The organism is Symbiopectobacterium sp. RP (assembly GCF_050472005.1).
Lineage (GTDB): Bacteria > Pseudomonadota > Gammaproteobacteria > Enterobacterales > Enterobacteriaceae > Symbiopectobacterium.
On the sequence record NZ_JBGOGS010000001.1, the window covers coordinates 1744361 to 1762674 of the forward strand.

Sequence of the window (18314 nt, forward strand, 5' to 3'; positions counted from 1 at the left end):
GTTGAGTATCCGAGAAACAGCGAAGCAATTTCGGATTGGCCCTGCCTCTGTATCGCGTTGGATTAATCAAATAGAGGCTTTGTTGAATAAATAGAACTTTTGGGTAATCATCGGAGCAGATCAACACAGTTGTTTCAAAATCAGGTCTCCATGGCAAAACAAAATTTTAAAATCACCAACTGGCCCTCTTATAACAAGGCCCTCAAGCAGCGCGCTTCTCTAACCGTATGGCTAGATGAATCAGCCATTGCTGCATGGACGGAAAAAAACACTACTGAACGGCGTGGACGACCGCTCCATTACTCAGATATGGCCATCACCACAGTCCTGATGATGAAACGCGTGTTTGGCCTTTCATTGAGGGCTTTACAGGGCTTTGGTGACTCGATTTTTAAACTGATTAAATTGTCGCTCCATTGTCCAGACTATTCGCTGCTCAGCAAGCGAGCAAAGACAGTGAACATCAGCATAAAAACGCCAACCCGTGGTGAAATCTCACATTTGGTCATTGATGGAACCGGCCTGAAGGTCTTTGGCGAAGGCGAATGGAAAGTCCGGCAGCATGGTGCCGACAGACGCAGGGTATGGCGTAAGCTGCACCTGGCAGTAGACAGTGTGACGCATGAGATTATCTGTGCGGATTTGTCGCTCAGTGGTATGACTGATGCCCAAGCTCTACCGGCGCTGATAAACCAGACCCACCGGAAAATCAGAGAGGCATCGGCTAACGGCGCTTAGGATACAGTTTACTGCTATGATGCTCTGCTGAGGAAGAAAATAAGGCCACTTATCCCGCCACGAAGGGGGGCGCAATATTGGCAAGATCGCTACCACGAGCGTAACCACGCTGTTGCAAATCAGCGCATTAGCGGTAGTAACGCTATCTGGAAAAAGAAAGTGGGCTATCACCGGCGCTCAGTGGCTGAAACGGCCATGTTCCGGTTCAAAAGGCTTCTGGGTGGTCATCTAAGTCTGAGAGACTACGATGGTCAGGTGGGTGAAGCCATGGCCATGGTCAAAGCGCTTAACCTGATCACGCTATTAGGAATGCCGAACAGTATTCGCATCACGTAACAATCGACCCGTATGGGGCGCAGTCGTTACAAGTTCTGATTTATTCAACAAAGCCTCTATTTGATTAATCCAACGCGATACAGAGGTAGGGCCAATCCGAAATTGCTTCGCTGTTTCTCGGATACTCAACCCTTCATTCTTCCCGTGTAGATATCACTTTACGTCTAAAATCAATTGAATAGTTCATTTAAATAATGTAATCAAAATTAAGTCGTTTAGCTATAATATCCGTGCGCTCAAATGTGCTGCTGGCGCTCAAAAAAACATCTCGATATTACCAACGATAATAGCTTGGGTCGCTCACGAGGTGCTTATGGCACCAAAATCCACATGGCGACTGACGGAAGCGGCATACCGCTAAACATCGAACTGAGTGCTGGGCAGGGTCACGAAAGCCTGTTTGCGTTACGACTCCTGGACGGAATTGGCGTGCAACGCCAGAACGGCAGCATGAAGCGTCGTGGCCATGCAGTACTGGCTGACAAAGCCTACTCTGGGAATGCACTACGTAACGAGTTGAAAAAAAGAGGGATAAAAACGGTTATCCCCCGAAAATCAAATGAAAAACTGGCTTCAGATGGACGCTCGCAACTTGATCGTGATGCTTATCGCCGTCGCAACGTTGTGGAAAGGTGTTTTGGCCGTTTAAAGGAATATCGACGGATCGCCACACGTTATGAAAAAATGGCAAAAAATTATCTAGCAATGGTGAAACTGGGCTGCATCCGCTTGTTTTACCGCCGGTTACGCAATTAAGGGACACAGCCTAGCATACGCCCAATCACCGTTGCAGTGCTTATTGATAGCCCATAAAACGCAAAACGCCGACCCGAAGGTCGGCGTTTCACACATAACGCTCAGCGCCCGAAGGCACCGTGGCATTGCTTATTCAGCAACAACCAGCACGTTCAGCGTAGCGAACACATCGCTGTGAACCTGGAAGCTTACTTCGTGGTCGCCCAGTGTACGCAGTACACCGTTCGGCAGGCGAACTTCGCTTTTAGCGATAGCAACGCCAGCAGCGGTGACAGCATCAGCGATGTCACGCGTACCGATAGAACCGAACAATTTGCCTTCGTCGCCAGCTTTGGACGCGAGGGTAACAGTACCCAGTTCAGTCAGTTGCGCAGCACGCGCTTGAGCAGCAGCCAGAACGTCAGCCAGTTTGGCTTCCAGTTCTGCGCGACGCGCTTCGAAGAACTCAACGTTTTTCTTGGTTGCCGGCACAGCTTTGCCCTGCGGAACCAAGAAGTTACGAGCATAGCCCGCTTTAACGTTTACCTGATCACCCAGGCTGCCCAGGTTTGCTACTTTATCAAGCAGAATAACTTGCATTACCTTATCCTCTCAAAGTCTCGTTAGTGGACTGTGGCCGATTACTGATGACGATCAGTGTACGGCAACAAAGACAGGTAGCGCGCGCGCTTGATAGCACGGGCCAGTTGACGCTGATACTTGGCACGAGTACCGGTGATACGGCTCGGGACAATTTTACCACTTTCAGTGATGTAGTTTTTCAGCGTTGCGATATCTTTATAGTCGATCTCTTGAACGCCTTCCGCGGTGAAACGGCAGAACTTGCGACGACGGAAATAACGTGCCATTTGGCTAGTCTCCAGAATCTATCAATTCAATCTGCTCGGCATGTAACACCAGTTTGTTCAGCCCATTGCGCCCTTGATGGCTGCAAATAAAGCCATGAACCCTGATGTGCATACCGACCGTTATACTGTGGGTAATTGCTTGCGACTCACGTCCGCTGACAATCACGGGCATACGACAGCATGCTTGCCGACGAAGTCCGGCTTCCTCCTGTACCGAGCGGTGTTCAAGCACAAACTGGCAGTGAGGAATGCCCGACGGGCTGAGCTTTCGTACCGGTGCCTTGCATATCATGCCAGACAGTTCCAGACGATTAGCGGTCGCCACGGCAATTACTCTTCAGAACCCCCAGCTTCAGCATCATCACCAGCTTCAGCGTATTCATCACGACGCTCACGGCGTTCGTCTTTCGCTTTCATCATCGGAGACGCTTCAGTTACAGCGTGTTTGGTACGCATAACCATGCTGCGGATAACGGCATCGTTGAAGCGGAAGTTAGTTTCCAGCTCATCGATCACTTCCTGCGGAGCTTCAACGTTCAGCAGAACGTAGTGTGCCTTGTGCAGTTTGTTGATCGGGTAGGCCAGCTGACGGCGGCCCCAGTCTTCCAGACGGTGGATTTTGCCTTCTGAACCAGTGATAGCACCAGTGTAGCGCTCGATCATGCCCGGAACCTGTTCGCTTTGGTCAGGATGGACCATAAATACGATTTCGTAATGACGCATCGAATAGCTCCTTACGGATTTTTCAGCCCCCTGTCAGGGTCAGCCGCGGCCCATGGAAGCAAGGAACGTGTGTGTATGCGGCTGAAAAAATGACGCGTCAGTATACTTAGACCCGTGAATAAGCGCAAGGCGTTCTCTCGCCGTTTTGTCATGGCCTCAGTGTTGCTTTTTGGAAACAAAACTTACAAAAATCAATACAAATAACGTATTATTAACGAGTTAGCGCCAATAATCGTGATATACTTCTCAGTTACCCGACACGACCGTTTGCCAGCCTCAGTGTTAACGTCGACAATTTTTATCATCCAATCCGGGCGGCTCTCTCCAGCGGAACCGTTGTTCAGCAACGATGACAGGAGCATGCCATGATAAAAAACCAAACGCTTCATGATGCCAGTCAGGCCCAGCGTCTGCTGGAAAAGCAGCGAAAAGCGCGTTTTTACCCGGCTTTCCATCTCGCTCCCCCCCACAGGCCATAGGTATCTACACATCTTTTGCAATATCTGCTATTACGTTGCTGCATGATCTCAACTTATCCATCGGCGGGATTGATGCCCGCCTTAACCGGTGTTATCAGCGTCTTGTTAAGCAACACATGACTCCCCCAGCACCATTGGCGTCAGCCGTTAAAGACCTTGCCTGCGCGCAGAAAACAACATTCGCCACTACTCAAGCCGTTTGGCGTTTTTTTAATAATGAACGTATTAGCTTCAGTCAGCTCAATGAACCGATTATTTCGCTGGCTCTCCGGCAGGTTGCACTTAGCCCGCATCCATACGCTCCCGTCGTTCACGACTGGTCTCATTTACAGTTTCGTACCCACAATGGGAAAGAAGAACGTTTGAAAATGACGCATGGTGGCGACGTCGGTTATGAACTACAAACCCGCCTACTGCTTGATGCTGCAAATGGTTTACCAATAGCGCCCCTGTCTCAAACTCTAACCGATAGGGCGGGTTGTCGTTCAACGCTAACCGAGGGCTTGTCTGAGAGTCTGACTCATATGGATGCTTTGACGGCTGATATCGCCCGCGTTGAGTCTCTTGATACCGGGAGGAAGTTAGTTCATCTCATTGACCGTGAAGGTGACTCTATCGGACATATGCGCACATTAAGCTCCCAGGGAATATGTTGGCTTATCCGGGGAAAGGAAGGACATTTGGCCGAGTGGGGCGGTGACACCCGTAAAATTGGTGAAATTGCAGACGATCTGCCATTTATCGCAAACGGACAGGTTGGCTGGAAAGGGAAAAAAGCCAATATGGAGATCGGGGAAACATCCGTGATCATAACGCGAACAGCAAAAGCGAAACGGAAAGACAAGAACACCGGACGGCGAGTGAAAGTTCAGCCAGGCGTAGCTCTGACACTCAGATTAGTTGTGGTTCGCCTTACCGATACTCACGGTAAATTTATCGGACGCTGGATGCTGCTCACAAACGTTAGCAACGAGATCACCAGCGCGGAAGTCGCTCGCTGGTACTACTGGCGCTGGGGTATTGAATCCTTTTTTAAGCTGCTGAAAGGCGCCGGTCATGATGTAGAAAAATGGCTTCAGTGCAGTGCTGGTGCACTGCTACGCAGGTTATTGATGCTAGCATGGCATGTGTGCTGGTATGGCGGCTGCAACGCGCTGAAGGAGACGACAATGCGGCAGCCCGTCAGTTAATTTGCCGATTATCCGGACGACAACAAAAACGAGGGCGTAAAGAAAGCGCCCCAGCGCTGCTTGCCGGACTATCCATCCTGCTAAATACCTTGACGTTATAGCCAACCGACTTAAAAATGATTACAGCCAATGCCCTGATATGTGGCAAAAAAATACAGCTAATTGTTATCAAAATAATGTCGCTTGGCTATATTAGCAGACTATACCCTGGAAGAACTTGCCCACTTAGCTATGGTGGTTTTTAACCCTTTATGATGTGTAGATACCTATGGGGTAAAACCCCGGCAATACCCACGCGGCGTTACGCGACAAAATCAATCGCAACCACTTTCTTCTCGTTGGCGCGGCCTGCGCCGTAAGACGCATCCACGGAAATCTGGATGGTGTTGTTCTTGTCACGACGCGGACCGATATCGACGTTATATTCCGCACCGGTACCGAAATGCACGGCAGACTTCGCCCAGGCCACCGTGGTTTTAGTGGTCACGCTTGCGGCCCTGGTAGCATCCAGCGCTTCATAAGCGATCCACTGGAAGCCCAGCCAGTGGTTAGACACAGACCCTTCCTGCAACATCTTGACCGCCATAAAGTCGGCGCTGGTCAATGTGGTGTCACTCAGGATTTGCGTCAGCATGTCGGCGTTGTAGGCGATGTAAAGCTGTTCGCCGTTCTGCTCGTCGCACTCGTTGCGGCGGAACATCGCTTTGGCGGCTATCAGTTTGGCTTTGGTCAAGCCCGTGCCACCCGCTACAATTTTCTGGGACGCAGGAAGCGCAACGTTGGTGTAAGCGCCGTTGTTTTCCGTCTTGCGCGGTACCGCATCCAGCAATGCACGGTAAATCACCGTATCCTTGCGGCGGTTGGCGGCGGCCAGCGTCAATTGCAGATAGGGCCCCTGAGGGTCAGCAATCAGCTTGCGCAGGTCGCGCTTTTCGACAGGAACGAACACACCGTAATCCGCCATCAGTGCGTTACGGGTGCCGGCTTCCGGCACATCCCACACGGTGTTACCGAAACGCGTAGTAATGGCGTTCATTTCGATGGTACCCATGTCGTTGATGGTGAACGACGCACCGGTGATCTGCCCGCGATCCTGTACCGCTGCCTGCAGACGGGAATCTTTTTGTTGTGAGGCAATCTCAAAAGAATCATGAAACTGCGTTACAAAGGCGGCGGTGACCATACTTTTATTGGCATCAAAAGCCATAATGCGCACTCCAATTCTGTTTCGCCTGTGGGGTGTCGGTTTCCCGGCCCAATACACCGACTGCTTGGCGCTTACAGACGGCGGGAAATCAGGTATCCGGCTACCACGCCGGGCTGGTAGAGTGATTGTGCGCAAGGTGCGCGTTCGGTTTCCCGACCAAATAAAAAAAGCCAGCGCTCAGGCTGGCTTGTTGTGACATGTCACAGTATTACGCTACGGGTGTGTTGCCGTAGGTTTTCGCGTAGTACGCCTAGACACGCGCAGAGACTTTTTCATGATCGGCGTGTTTCGGATCCATATAGGCATCCGACTTCATCAAATCACGAATGGTCTGTTGCTCTTCCAGATTGATATCACTGCCAGCGGGGGAATCTTCCTGCATTTCTCCGCCGATTCTTGCCAGCATGCGAATGACCATCGGGTTATTGCCGATCTCGTCAATGCGGCCTTTGTCGGCCTCATCAGCCAGAGAATTAAACGCCCGGTATGCCAGCCCGATATTTTTGTTAAATTCCGCGTCGGTTTTCCACACCTCGCGCAATGCTGTGCTGGCGGCTTCCTGATCCCGTTGTGCGGCACCGCCCACCAGTTCCGGCACACGCTGCATGTACTCACCGAGCACAAAGCTTAACTGGTCATTGGTTAGCCCCTTGGCGTGGGCGGATGTTAAGAAGCCCTGCATTTGGGGATCGGCTTTAAACTCATCCCAATTGAAGCCCTCGGCATCTACCTTAGGTGCATACTCATCCGCCGTTTTTGGCGGCGCGTCCCCGCTGCCAAGGCGCTTTTCCAAATGCGTATGCGCATCCGCCAGTTTGCGGGCAGAGCTTTCAATATTGAGGGTACCGTCTTCGCCCACAACGCGGTATTTTTCCGGTAGCCAATCTGTCGCGCCCGGTTGCTGTGCTGCGCCAGTATTGAGCAAAGCGCCGCCACCTTCGCCACCCGCATTACCACCGCCGCCGTTACCACCATCACTCCCCCCTGAGCCTTCGCCCTCGCCAGCCTGATTCATGAACGGGAATTTAAGCTTCCACATTGTTGCTTACTCCATCTCTTCGTCTGCTTCGTTAAGCCTGCGTAAAATAAAATCGAGCACATCACGTCGCCCGGCGTTAAAACATGTCTGGCGTTCACCTTCAGGGCCCCCCTTGACGTACACGGCACCACCAAAACGCCGCGTTAACTCATCCAGCACTTGCTGTCCGCCCGGCGTTTCTTCAAAAACGCGCTTGTAATCCTCTGCTCGAGCATCCTTTAAGATCATCGTGCTCCCCCTACCATCTGCTGAACCAATGCGGAACCGGCTTCTTTACCTGCCGAGGTTGCCGCTTCCTGCCCTGCCTGCATCAGCATTTGCTGTTGTGCTGCCTGCTGCTGTGCCGGTCTGCGCTGTTCACGTAAACGGGCCACATCGTCGGCGCTGCGAATCACCTTGGCGGGAACGCCCAGCGCTTCGGACACCACGCGAGCCGCTGAGTCGGTATCCAGCAGGTCGGTAACGTCGGGATCAATCTGTGCCAGTTGCGCAATGTTGGCCCCGGCACGCTCAATGGCGGTCACGTCCTCCAGCTTCTGCGCGCGCGCCAGCGGGGAAATGTAATGCACGTTAAAATTGGCGGAGTCCATCCCCTCAGGCGCGGCGGGGAAGATGCCAGCGCGGTACGCAATGCCGAAACAACGCTGAACCAGTATTTGCAGGTATTCAGCCTGAAAGCGTCCGTACACGGGTCCGAGCAATTGACGGATCAGAGCCACGCGCACATGCACCTCGGTGGCGGTCATGGCGGGGCCGTCTTGCGGCTGTAGCTGGTCGGCCATCAGAATCTTGCGGATTTGCGCCCGTAGTTTTTCTTCGGACGTAAACGCAACGTTGAAATCGGCACCGGTTAACAGCGGCTTCATACTGTTCACGCTGTTGGCGACGATAATGCGGCGTGGCCCCACCTTGACGGTGCGCGGGTTTATTACACCGTCGTCTTCCACGATCCACATGCCGGAAATCGCCAGGTCAGCGGCGGCTTTCTCCATGCGCTTAATTTCGTTTAGCTCTTTGCAGTCGGGCAACGCGTCATAAACGGGGCCGACACCGTAGGCGCTGGCGGGGATCTTCATCCAGCGAGGAACGGCAACGGGAAATTCATGATAGCCAGACTCGCGCGCGGTGCACTTGCCCTGGACGTCGATGTGATACGACGCAAAGCGCATGTTTTTTGCGAGACGGGCATTGACCACATAGGTATCACGCGGAAAAATGGCATGAATAAAATCGAATTTCGCGTCAGGTTTTTTCTTGGCCTCGTCGCGGATTTTGTCGCTCACGTTTTTGTCGCCAAATTCTTTTACCGCCTGCTCTGCGGTTAACGGGTAGCAGCGATACAGGGTGTCAACAATGCCATCACGACGAGACGATGAGACATAGCACTGCGATAGCGGCCACTGCTGGAAGGTAAAGCCGCCCTGCTCCTTGTCCTCATCGATGTAAAGTGCGAACCAGCCAGCAATAACCACATCCAAACAGGCTTCGTAGGCTTCCGCGTCAAAATTGGCCGCGTGAATGTTTTCCCATACCAGCGTTGCGCAGGTGGATAGCCACGTTTTTTGCTCGTCGGTGAGGCTTTCGCTGTTTAAATCCATCCACTGCGCATTAGCGGGCGTCATACCGGACATAAGCGCCGAGGCAAGAATGCGCGTGCTGTCCGTTGCGGTACCGTCCAGCAACTGCGCCACCCTGGATTTAGCGCTGCTGGCGTCCAGTACATCGGAAGAAAAGCCCGCCCCGCGCAACGGGTAGGTGAAATCAAAGCACTCGCGCCAGGCCGATTCATTGGACTGGCGTAATGCTTTCAGTGAATCCGCCCGACGGATTATTTTGCTGGCTGTTTCGTTGACCACGTTACGCCCCCAAGTTGGTTTTACCGCTTGCACCAGACGCAAGCAGTGACGTGCCGGAATCCGCTGCCCCTTCTGAACCCGTGGCAAGCAGGGATGATCCCTTTTTACGTTTACGGCGTGCGGCTGAATCCGCGTTTGCTGCCTTGGCGGCGGCGTCTGCTGCTTTGGCGGCTTCCGCTTCTGGGTCGTACCGCACAACGGTGGGTGAACCTCCTCCACACATGACGGATTCTCCTTAGCTGGGAACGTGCCAGCCCTTGTCAGTCAGTACGGGGGCTTTATGCGGCTTGCGCTGCCTGTCCTCGTTGGTGACTGCGGTACTGGTGGTTTGCGTGGTGGCCTGTTTAACCAGGTCGATAAAATCGAGGTTGTTCGTTAACGGCTGATCCGTGAGGTCGGTAAAGCCATACGCGTCGAATTTAGTGATGATTTGAAAGGCGGCGGCGTTCAGCCCAGAAAGCGCCGCGTTGCGGGCTGTGACAGCGTCTGTAGCAATACCGCTTCCACCATCTGCGTCCGCATCAGTAATAACCGTTGCGCCAGCGGTGGCGGCGTTCAGTTGTTCAGGGGGGTTAGCCGTACCCTCCACCTCCGATGACGTAATGATTTCGCCCGGAACTTCGATTTGCTTTTTAGGTCGACCCATGTTGCTTACTCCGTTGGCATTTGGAGCTTGCAGCATGCGTAAAGGCCTGTTCGGTTTTCCGACTAAAATAATCGATTCGGGGGGCTATTTAACATAATGGCTGTTAAGCGCATCGACGAAATGGCGCTCAAGCATAAAACAGGGTGAAGGGCGCAAAAGATCGTGTTTACTGCGCCGGAATGGGTGCTTTTTGAAAATAACATTTTTGTAACAAATGGCGGGTATCGCCGTTCGCCATGATCATGCAACGAACCGGGTATTTTTGACACGTTAGCGCTTGCGGTACCGGCTTTGAAAAAAACGGGTGTAAGGGATTTCTTGCGGCGCTCTGTTTGTGACCAGTACCCATAAGCGAATGAGCGCCTCCCCATCGTCGTAGCGCGGTACCGCTCCCGCTTTCCAGCCATACAGCGCTGACTTGGATACGTGGAGGGTTTGCGCTATCTGTTGCTGCGTCATCCCCGCACGTTCGATATCGATGATGACGTTAAACCAGTCGATTTGCATCGTGCGAACTCCTCAGGACAAAACGCGCGCACGCGCGAGGGTAGAAAGCGATTTTATTGAGCTTTCGGCGTGCGCGCATAGTTGTTACCCTCTTTCCAGAATTTGCGTAATCCGCTCTGAAAGCACTTCTAGCGTGTCGTCAACCCGTTGGTGTGCAAGCGCAAGCCCCCGTAGGTGCATTGCGGCCTCATCTAAACCGGCGGTTTGCATGAAAGCTGCGACTAACTCAGGGTGCTGCTTCGAGTATCCCTTTCCAAAAAGCTTATCTATCTCGATTACTGCGTCTGACATCCACCCACTTGCCGTTTTTGCCGCTTGTCCCGCTAGGGTATCAGCACTTGGTAATCTTTCACTGGAAATACTCATTTTTCACTTTCTCCTTGCTCCTTGGGTTAACTTAACCTCATTTACCGTTTAAAAGGTTAAGTAGTGTAAAATCATTAAGTTACTTAACTATTCAACCTATTTAGCAAAATAAAATTCTTACTCACATGCGCATGTGCGCGCACGCGTATATAGGTAAACTAGTTAAGTAGGTTAAGTAGGTTAAGTGGTAAATATGTAAAATATTACAAACTCGTAATTATTCGCACTTTTGCCAGTGATAAGGCTTACCCGCTAAACTTTGCAGCTGACGTTTTTTGTAACCAAGGTCTTTCATAATTTTTGCAACTCTCATCTCGTCACCCCGTTTGACTTGGGTTGCTTTGAAGCCGATGGCATCGATCAGGATGTCTTTTGATGTCAGAGGTACCCGCTCCCTATTCAATTTAATACCATCGCCCGTAAGTTCTACGGTCTCCTGCTCCAGCCATTCGGCGACACTGGTCGTCCAGACTTCATCCTTAACTTCATAGTCGCCAAGAATTGATTTGGCGAGCGTTTCCGCACGTTCCCAGGCGATACCTTCGCGCTTAAATATCGAAACGCCCTCAGCCCATAACTGGATTTTTTCTTCCGCGATGCCTTGAGCGATGAACTTACCCTCGGTTTCATCAGGGATCGTCATAGGCAACCAGCGACGATTACCTTCGGTATCTGTCAAAGGGGTTTCAGAGTTGGAAGTACCAATGAAGCCGCAACGACGCGGCAAGGTGACGTAATGCTCACGAAACAGCCCACGGTTACGATCAGCACGGGTAGAAATAGTAACCCGGACATCACCGATACCCCGCTTATCCATGCCGCGCATCTCGCCAAGTTCGATGACGTTATGCCCACGCATCTCGCGTATACGTTCTTCACCCTTTTTGTCGAAGTCCAGTTCCATATAGTGTTCAGGCGTAGGTGCCATAGCACGGATACCTTCTGATTTATTCTTTCCCTGTTGACTGACGAGGATCACCGCCATATCGCCTTTAATACCGGGGAGCAACGCTCTCCCGGCAAGCAAAGTCCACCAGTAGCGACCGACAGAGCGGGTGTAGGCACTCTCTTTTATTCCCCAGTGGCGAATAAAAAATGTATCGATATGTGGTACACCATCCCACGCTGGCAGTGTGTTTACCCACTCTTTCAGAGAGTCAAACCTGTGTTCCCAGGCGATTAGACGAACTGCACGTTTAATGGCTGCTTCTTCGAATTTCTTGAAGCCTAGACTTTCAAGAGTTGTATGTAGTTTGGTGTAATACTCATCCCGCAGTTGTATGTTCTTACCCTTCGGGGTAGTCAGTATTATCTCATCACGGAACTCGTCGAGGCGGATCTGCACACCACAGAGATCTGGTCGTCTTAGCGCCAATAGCACGTTAGAAATAACACCTTCAATTTTATCGTTTTTATCGCGAGTAAACTTGGGCCATGGCAAATACTCAGCAACCTCGTCACCCTTTTCAGCGACAGAAACGTCCTCAAACTCAGAAGCGCGGAAACCATACCCATCCAGCCAGTCAGCATCATTCAGGCCGAGATCGGTAGCGTGCATGCTTTTGAAATGGCCTTGCTGGAAACCACCTGTACCCGCAGGGAAATATTTAATCGACGTTTCGCTACAACCGTTACTATATTCAGACTCATCTCGAAAAGGTTTTAAATTGCGCGAACCATCAGCACTCACGGATAACGTCCAGCCGTTCGCATCGAGCCAGTTCGCCACCTCATCGGTAGCGCTGGGGTCAATATCGGACAGATCACGCTGTCTTCCGGAACGGGCGATGTGGCTGTCGATAACTGGCAGTTGCCCGTTCAGTGCTGACCAGAAATCCGAGAATTGTTCAGATGTCAATACGGGAATATCGGATAACCTCAGGGTTGTTTCGCAACCAATAAGGGGGTCATCGTACCAGGTGTAATCACAACCGGATGGGTGCAAGCCAAAGATCGCGACCTGCTGGCCAACACCAAGCATCTCGACCGCTGCTCGCTTGCCGTCTTCTGGCGGAAGTTCGTGAACGTGCTTAGGTACCGGAGGTGCCCATACCAGATAAGCCCGACGTAAGCTATTGCCACGACCACGGTACGGTAAAAAGAGCTTCAACCTACGGAACAATTCTTCATAAACGGTATCCTGATGCTCATCGACTGAGGTATCGACGTCCACAGCGTGGAGGCCATAGCCATCGCCGCGATCCCGGCCAAGTATGAGGCCAATACCATAGCCTCTTTTTTTCCATCGCTGGATATCCGCTTCGCTTGCTTTGTAGGCAGTCCAGTCTTTGAACCCCACGATTTTATCGCGGCTGTTATGAACGCTCGGGACCTTACCCACTGATTTAGGGTCAAGTGATGAGTTTGGCGACAGTTCCCCTTTGGTGGCTATCGGGATCAGGTTTTCCCTTCCGAATAAAGCCACGGCCAGATCCCACTTTTCCGACGCGATACCATTTTTAACTTTATCGGCCATGGGCTACGCCCTGTCTTCGGTTGATTCACCGTTTAACAACCAATTGGGATCACACCTAAGAACTTTTGCCAGCTCAAGGATAAAGCTAGTACGGTTCCCCTTTCCGGATTCCAGATACTGAATTGATTGCTGCCTCATCCCAACGCGTTCGGCTAATTCAGTTTGGGTAATATCTAAGGCTTTACGTCGCTCCTTGATGCGGGTCGCCAAAGTGGAATCGTTCATTAAGTAAGTCCTCAGTCATTTACAGGTTTACTGGTAATTAGTTCACAGGCACTCTGGTTTGTCAAATACAGAATTATCTGTAATCATCGAAACTAGAGAAGGGAGCTTAAAAATGAACCTTGCCAGCAGAGCTAAAAAACGTCGCTTAGAACTTCGGTTAACGCAGACAGAAGTCGCGGAGCGTGCAGGGGTAGCCCAACAATCGATAGAAGCTATAGAGAATGGTAAAACCAGAAAGCCCAGAAATTTGATCGCCATAGCCGCAGCTCTTGAATGCGATCCAAAATGGTTATTGCTTGGGGGTGATATAGTTCCTGACTATAACTACGGTGCGAAAAAAATACCGATCTTAAGCTACGTTCAGGCAGGTGCATTCACCGCACCTGAAAATTTGGATATCGACGGGGATTTCGAGTACGTATTAACGACTACTGAACTGTCAGAAAGGTCTTTTGCCTTTCGTATCCGCGGTGACTCAATGGAGCCTGAATTCAGAGAAGGTGATATAGTGATCATTGACGCCAATGTGTACCCAACACCGGGCGAGTTTGTGGCAGCCAGCAACGGCGGTCATGAAGCAACTTTTAAGAAATACCGACCAGTGGGTATAGATCAACAAGGAAAAGAGGACTTTGAACTGGTTCCTTTGAATAGCGATTACCCCACTTGTCGGTCGTGGGAAAAGCCGATGAAGATAATAGGCACGATGGTAGAGCATAGAATTTTTCGCAGAAAACGCTAATCAGCAAACAAATCCATTCGGGGAGACTTCGGTCTCCCCTTTTTATTTTGCCTGAAAAAACAAGTAAATATGTATAAATAGCAAATAATTACCAAAATACATGTTGACCAACTTACAGGTTTACTTGTATTTTTAAGGCCAGTGAACCACCCGCTCTTTAACAATCTGGACAGGGCAGTCACCCCCCGCAATTCAGTGGCCCGCTGAATGTCTTGGCTAACCCGTTGAAACCGGAATGCGAGACAGGAACGTGATGAGGGACATGCTTTTTGCTGCATGTCCCTCAAGCAAATGTGAATTTATCAAGCGTCGGCCCTGGTCGCGGGCGCTTTATTAAGTTCGCTGAGGAGGACCACGATGCAACAACAGGAAAAAGTTAAAACCGCCCCGATGGCCACTGCGCCAGTCAATAACACCGTTCGCCGCCTGCGCTGGTTACGTAAGCGCGATGAACTGGAACAAAACCCCAATGCCCGTTTTCCGATCACCCTTTATACCTGAGGTACCTCATGAGCCTTGAAGTAGTCATTAAAGAAAATACTGAGGTAATGCGCCAGCTAATCGCAGCAATGCAGAGCGGTAACGTCTTTACTCCCCCTGCTCCACCACAACCGAAAACAGACAGCACCCGCCCCAAAAAAGCGGAACAGGAAAAACCCCGTCTTGAAGACCAACCCCTGCCGGTAGCCGTTGCGCTGGCGGCGCTCTACGGTAACGAGGGCCGTTATCTGGACAGCGATAAAATCACCGCCGCGGTTGACGTGACGGAAACGCTCAACGGCAAAGATCGCAATGCGCAGATTGACGCGCTGACGATGGCCCTGAAAGGCGTGCCGCGCGCAACCCAACTGCATGGTGAGGACGTATTCAATCTGGCTGTCCAGATACTTGAGCATTGGGATGCGTTGCCGGGGATCACCGAGCGTCGCGAATACGCCGAATTATTGCTGGATATGCCACGCGATGAACGCGCAGGTGTTAAGCCGACAGTGACCAAAAAGGAAACAGAAGCCACCGTTGGCGATACCCCGGAAGACATTTTCAAGCAGGCGAGAAACCTGATTATGGAACTGACGACAGGCGGTTATCGTCACCAGGCCGTAGACATCCTGAATAAATTCGGTGCCCAGAAGCTGGGGCAGGTGCCACAGGAAAATCTGGCAGACGTTGTGATGCTCGCAGAACAGGCGCTGGCGGAGGGATAAGGCATGCCAGATATTCACGCGAAACTGTCCCCCTCATCCGCTCACCGCTGGCTACATTGCAACGCGGCACTGGCAGCGGAGCAGTTTGAAGCTGATGAAACGACGAGTTATGCCGAAGAAGGCACCACAGCGCATCATCTGGCCGAAACGATCCTCCGTAACCGGCTGAAACCTCAGTTAAAAGCCAGTCCTGTCCCGCAGGTCAGCCAGGAAATGGTTGATAAGGTGGGAGAGTACGTTGAAGCGGTCTGGACGCTGGCACAGCAACCCGGCGCGATACTCTTGGTAGAGCAGAAATGCGACTTCTCTCACATCGTTGGTATACCCAATCAGTTTGGTACTTCGGACGCGGTCATCATCCTCGGTGATGAACTCCAGATCCACGACCTCAAATACGGTTATGAGAAAGTGGATGCGTTCGAAAACCCCCAGCTCATGCTTTACGCCCTCGGGGCGCTGGAGCAGGTCAGCCTGATCGCCGACATCCATCGTGTACGCATGTTTATCCACCAGCCCCGCATCAACCACCTCAGCGAATACGAATGCAGCGTACAAAATCTGGAGGAGTTCGGGCAGAACGTGAAAGCCATCGCTGCCGATGTGCTGCAACTGGCAGACGACGCCGGGAAAAACGGCCCCGATGTTATTCCGGCTTCGGCCTATCACCCCGGAGAGAAAACCTGCCGCTGGTGTAAGCGGCGAGGTAAATGCCAGGTGCAAGCGGAGTATGTCGCGGCTGCGCTAATAAATGATTTCAGCGAAATAGCCGACCCGCCGCCTCTGGAAGACGCACTGACCACTGCCCGTCAGAAGCTGGCTGAATCGGATGGGAAATGGCTGGGCGAAACGCTACCGCTGATTGACCATATCGAAAGCTGGTGTAAAAGCGTCCGCTCTGCGGCATTTAACCTGCTGCAAAATGGGCACTCCGTTTCCGGCTATAAACTGGTTCAGGGTAAACAGGGGAATCGCATCTGGGGTGATGAGCGCGAAGCGGAAGCGCTTCTCAAATCGTTCAGGCTGAAGGGCAATCAGATTTACACGCATAAACTGATCGGCCCCAAACAGGCCGAAAACCTGCTGAAAAAAGACAATCCGCGCCGCTGGGCACAGGTAGAAGCCATTATTACCCGCCCTGATGGAAAACCCGCCATGGTGCCAGAAGCCGATCCCAAACCGGCATTAATTATCAATCCCGTAAACGACTTTGACGATGTTGAAGCCGCTGAATCCCTCATTTAAGGAGCATCACGATGAAAGTTAAATTATCAAATGTAAGATTGGCCTTCCCTGCGCTGTTTGAACCTAAGACTGTTAATGGCGAAGGTGAACCACGATTTAGCGCTGCATTTATTTTCCCACCCGACCATCCCTGCGTGAAAGAAATTGAAGCGGCTATCGCTCAGGTAGCGAAAGAAAAATGGGGGCCGAAAACCGACAGCGTTCTTAAATCCTTACGCACCGGCCTGAAAGTCTGCCTGCACGATGGCGATGAAAAAGCAGAATACGAGGGCTATTCCGGTAATAAGTTTGTCTCCGCCAGTAATAAAGCCCGACCACTGGTTATCGACCGTGCTCGTTCCGCGTTGACCGCCGCCGATGGCAAGCCGTATGCCGGTTGCTACGTTAACGCCACCATCGATATATGGGCAATGGATAACAATTTCGGCAAACGCATTAACGCGTCACTGGGCGGCGTCCAGTTCCTGCGCGATGGTGACGCCTTCGCTGGCGGCGGTGTAGCGACGCCGGATGACTTCGAGAATATGAGCGAAGGCGCCGACGCAGAAGCGTTGATTTAACCCGCAGTCACACCCCTGATCACCTGGCCCCGCGCCGGGTGTTTTGCAAAGACTATCCCTTTTTGCAAAACACCTCTAATCTTGACCCGCCTCCTGATTCCGGTTTATGCTTCCCGAATCTCCCTCATGGAGATCGGGATTAGCAACCCGGATGTTAGAAGGCGACACCAGACGCGCCAGCGTCTTTTTTAATGTCGTTTGTACAGTCACACCTGAATTATGGTGGGCTGGCGGGGGCGCTTCGGCGCGCCGGTTTCCTTCTAACCCGGTATTGCTAACCCCGTCGGTTCACCACCCTATGAGATTAGCAACTCTGTGGTGGTGATTAACTTTCGTTAGAAGGAAAATCACTATGAACGACCAGCTCATCCCTGTTTTTAATGGCACCATTGCAAACGATTCCATTCTTCTTTGTAATGCTCGCGATCTTCATACTTTTTTGAATGTAGGCCGCGACTTTTCCAACTGGATTCGTGAGCGAATTTCAGAGTACGGGTTTACCGCAAATCTAGACTACATCGTATTTTCGCCAGATTCGGCGAAAACTGTCGGGCGTCGCAGAAAGGACTACCAGCTCACCCTCGACACTGCTAAAGAACTGGCGATGGTTGAGCGCAACGAGCAAGGCCGTCAGGTGCGACGCTACTTCATCGAATGTGAGAAGAAGTTGCACCAACAATCCTCAACGGTCATTGCTCCACACAGGGAATGCCTGCCTAAGATGGTTTACCATCACCAGAGCAAATACAACCCTTACAGGGCTTATGTATGGAACGGTGAAAAGAACGTTTATATCGGAGTTTACCCGACAGTGGACGACGCAGTCGCAGCGCAGCAACTCTTCTACAAGAATGGCAATGTGAAGCGAATTCTGAAAGTCCAGCCAGAGATCAGCGATGCCGAGAAAGAAATGTTTATTGGCAATCTGCACGCCGTTTTGCATAATTTCAGGCGTATTGATGAAATCTGGCGATCCCGTCTGCGTCCTGCCCTCGAGGTCATGGACTCAAAACTGGTATACCTTCTGCACGACCGGTTCAACGACAGCATGTGTGTTTTACCAACAATAGAATCACGTATCGGCAAATACATACCGCCAAAACTACCCCGCTAATTTATCCCAGCCCCTGCTCTGCCAGGGGCTTTTTGTAACCGATTTTAATACGGAGGCAT

The 18314-nt window shown here is 51.5% G+C and carries 25 protein-coding genes and 2 pseudogenes; 12 read left to right on the forward strand and 15 right to left on the reverse strand.

What is annotated here, in order from left to right:
• The first annotated feature begins 1 nt into the window (after position 1).
• Together ACD630_RS11720 and ACD630_RS11725 are read left to right on the forward strand one after the other, a co-directional pair.
• On the forward strand, positions 2-94 hold the full coding sequence (locus ACD630_RS11720; RefSeq protein WP_430359147.1) for a helix-turn-helix domain-containing protein: 93 nt from the start codon (positions 2-4) through the stop codon (positions 92-94).
• Positions 95-150: 56 nt separating this feature from the next.
• A pseudogene (locus tag ACD630_RS11725) lies at positions 151-1074 on the forward strand (IS5 family transposase).
• Here the strand turns inward: ACD630_RS11725 and ACD630_RS11730 are convergent.
• The gene (locus ACD630_RS11730; RefSeq protein WP_430359148.1) at positions 1042-1203 is read right to left on the reverse strand and encodes a helix-turn-helix domain-containing protein; all 162 of its coding nucleotides are present in this window, start codon (positions 1201-1203) and stop codon (positions 1042-1044) included. The pseudogene ACD630_RS11725 and the gene ACD630_RS11730 overlap by 33 nt on opposite strands.
• Positions 1204-1297: 94 nt before the next feature.
• Between ACD630_RS11730 and ACD630_RS11735 the strand changes: the two are divergent.
• Positions 1298-1830: pseudogene (locus ACD630_RS11735) on the forward strand (IS5 family transposase); the annotation flags it as partial.
• A gap of 129 nt (positions 1831-1959) precedes the next feature.
• Here the strand turns inward: ACD630_RS11735 and rplI are convergent.
• The 5 genes from rplI to ACD630_RS11760 all read right to left on the reverse strand — a co-directional run bounded on the left by rplI (position 1960) and on the right by ACD630_RS11760 (position 3856).
• Complete coding sequence (gene rplI / locus ACD630_RS11740; RefSeq protein WP_196907796.1) at positions 1960-2409, reverse strand: 50S ribosomal protein L9; 450 nt, start codon at positions 2407-2409, stop codon at positions 1960-1962.
• A gap of 41 nt (positions 2410-2450) precedes the next feature.
• Complete coding sequence (rpsR, locus tag ACD630_RS11745; protein WP_000135199.1) at positions 2451-2678, reverse strand: 30S ribosomal protein S18; 228 nt, start codon at positions 2676-2678, stop codon at positions 2451-2453.
• 4 nt (positions 2679-2682) lie between these two features.
• On the reverse strand, positions 2683-3003 hold the full coding sequence (gene priB / locus ACD630_RS11750; RefSeq protein ID WP_430359149.1) for a primosomal replication protein N: 321 nt from the start codon (positions 3001-3003) through the stop codon (positions 2683-2685).
• 5 nt (positions 3004-3008) lie between these two features.
• Entirely contained in the window at positions 3009-3401 is a 393-nt protein-coding gene (rpsF, locus tag ACD630_RS11755; RefSeq protein ID WP_430359150.1) for a 30S ribosomal protein S6, read from the reverse strand.
• A 191-nt stretch (positions 3402-3592) separates the two neighbouring features.
• Complete coding sequence (locus ACD630_RS11760; protein WP_430359151.1) at positions 3593-3856, reverse strand: hypothetical protein; 264 nt, start codon at positions 3854-3856, stop codon at positions 3593-3595.
• Between the two features lie 59 nt (positions 3857-3915).
• Between ACD630_RS11760 and ACD630_RS11765 the strand changes: the two genes are divergently transcribed.
• Genes ACD630_RS11765 through ACD630_RS11775 form a run of 3 tightly spaced genes read left to right on the forward strand, consistent with a single transcriptional unit; the run spans position 3916 to position 5315 of the window.
• A complete protein-coding gene (locus ACD630_RS11765) occupies positions 3916-5070 on the forward strand; it encodes a hypothetical protein (protein WP_430359152.1) in 1155 nt (384 codons plus the stop codon).
• Positions 5001-5171, forward strand: coding sequence for a hypothetical protein (locus ACD630_RS11770; RefSeq protein WP_430359153.1), 171 nt, complete (start codon positions 5001-5003; stop codon positions 5169-5171). The genes ACD630_RS11765 and ACD630_RS11770 overlap by 70 nt, the downstream gene beginning before the upstream one ends.
• 15 nt (positions 5172-5186) lie before the next feature.
• The gene (locus tag ACD630_RS11775; protein ID WP_430358740.1) at positions 5187-5315 is read left to right on the forward strand and encodes a hypothetical protein; all 129 of its coding nucleotides are present in this window, start codon (positions 5187-5189) and stop codon (positions 5313-5315) included.
• Between the two features lie 56 nt (positions 5316-5371).
• On the opposite strand, the gene ACD630_RS11780 is transcribed toward ACD630_RS11775, so the two are convergent.
• The 9 genes from ACD630_RS11780 to ACD630_RS11820 all read right to left on the reverse strand — a co-directional run bounded on the left by ACD630_RS11780 (position 5372) and on the right by ACD630_RS11820 (position 13392).
• Positions 5372-6277 carry a phage capsid protein gene (locus ACD630_RS11780; RefSeq protein ID WP_430358474.1) on the reverse strand — a complete coding sequence of 302 codons (906 nt, stop codon included), beginning with the start codon at positions 6275-6277 and terminating at the stop codon, positions 5372-5374.
• Positions 6278-6527: 250 nt separating this feature from the next.
• The gene (locus ACD630_RS11785; protein ID WP_430359154.1) at positions 6528-7316 is read right to left on the reverse strand and encodes a hypothetical protein; all 789 of its coding nucleotides are present in this window, start codon (positions 7314-7316) and stop codon (positions 6528-6530) included.
• Between the two features lie 6 nt (positions 7317-7322).
• Entirely contained in the window at positions 7323-7544 is a 222-nt protein-coding gene (locus ACD630_RS11790; protein ID WP_430358476.1) for a hypothetical protein, read from the reverse strand.
• Positions 7541-9172 (reverse strand): portal protein, encoded by a 1632-nt coding sequence (locus ACD630_RS11795; RefSeq protein ID WP_430360003.1) that lies wholly within the window; start codon positions 9170-9172, stop codon positions 7541-7543. Before ACD630_RS11795 ends, ACD630_RS11790 begins: the two co-directional genes overlap by 4 nt.
• Positions 9173-9407: 235 nt before the next feature.
• Positions 9408-9854 (reverse strand): hypothetical protein, encoded by a 447-nt coding sequence (locus tag ACD630_RS11800; protein ID WP_430359155.1) that lies wholly within the window; start codon positions 9852-9854, stop codon positions 9408-9410.
• 234 nt (positions 9855-10088) lie between these two features.
• On the reverse strand, positions 10089-10325 hold the full coding sequence (locus ACD630_RS11805) for a hypothetical protein (protein ID WP_430358478.1): 237 nt from the start codon (positions 10323-10325) through the stop codon (positions 10089-10091).
• Positions 10326-10409: 84 nt separating this feature from the next.
• The gene (locus ACD630_RS11810) at positions 10410-10691 is read right to left on the reverse strand and encodes a hypothetical protein (RefSeq protein WP_430359156.1); all 282 of its coding nucleotides are present in this window, start codon (positions 10689-10691) and stop codon (positions 10410-10412) included.
• Between the two features lie 217 nt (positions 10692-10908).
• Positions 10909-13167, reverse strand: coding sequence for a VapE domain-containing protein (locus ACD630_RS11815; protein WP_430359157.1), 2259 nt, complete (start codon positions 13165-13167; stop codon positions 10909-10911).
• Between the two features lie 3 nt (positions 13168-13170).
• On the reverse strand, positions 13171-13392 hold the full coding sequence (locus ACD630_RS11820) for a helix-turn-helix domain-containing protein (protein ID WP_430359158.1): 222 nt from the start codon (positions 13390-13392) through the stop codon (positions 13171-13173).
• Between the two features lie 112 nt (positions 13393-13504).
• Here ACD630_RS11820 and ACD630_RS11825 point away from each other — a divergent pair, with 112 nt between their 5' ends.
• From ACD630_RS11825 to ACD630_RS11850, 6 genes are all read left to right on the forward strand, one after another.
• Complete coding sequence (locus ACD630_RS11825; RefSeq protein ID WP_430360004.1) at positions 13505-14134, forward strand: LexA family protein; 630 nt, start codon at positions 13505-13507, stop codon at positions 14132-14134.
• A 357-nt stretch (positions 14135-14491) separates the two neighbouring features.
• Positions 14492-14635, forward strand: a complete 144-nt coding sequence (locus ACD630_RS11830; RefSeq protein WP_291973386.1) for a hypothetical protein — start codon at positions 14492-14494, stop codon at positions 14633-14635.
• Between the two features lie 8 nt (positions 14636-14643).
• A complete protein-coding gene (locus ACD630_RS11835; RefSeq protein WP_430358482.1) occupies positions 14644-15339 on the forward strand; it encodes a hypothetical protein in 696 nt (231 codons plus the stop codon).
• A gap of 3 nt (positions 15340-15342) precedes the next feature.
• Complete coding sequence (locus tag ACD630_RS11840; RefSeq protein WP_430358483.1) at positions 15343-16581, forward strand: DUF2800 domain-containing protein; 1239 nt, start codon at positions 15343-15345, stop codon at positions 16579-16581.
• A gap of 11 nt (positions 16582-16592) precedes the next feature.
• Positions 16593-17141, forward strand: coding sequence for a DUF2815 family protein (locus ACD630_RS11845; protein WP_430358484.1), 549 nt, complete (start codon positions 16593-16595; stop codon positions 17139-17141).
• A gap of 352 nt (positions 17142-17493) precedes the next feature.
• Positions 17494-18255, forward strand: coding sequence for an antA/AntB antirepressor family protein (locus ACD630_RS11850; protein ID WP_430359159.1), 762 nt, complete (start codon positions 17494-17496; stop codon positions 18253-18255).
• Positions 18256-18314 lie beyond the last annotated feature (59 nt).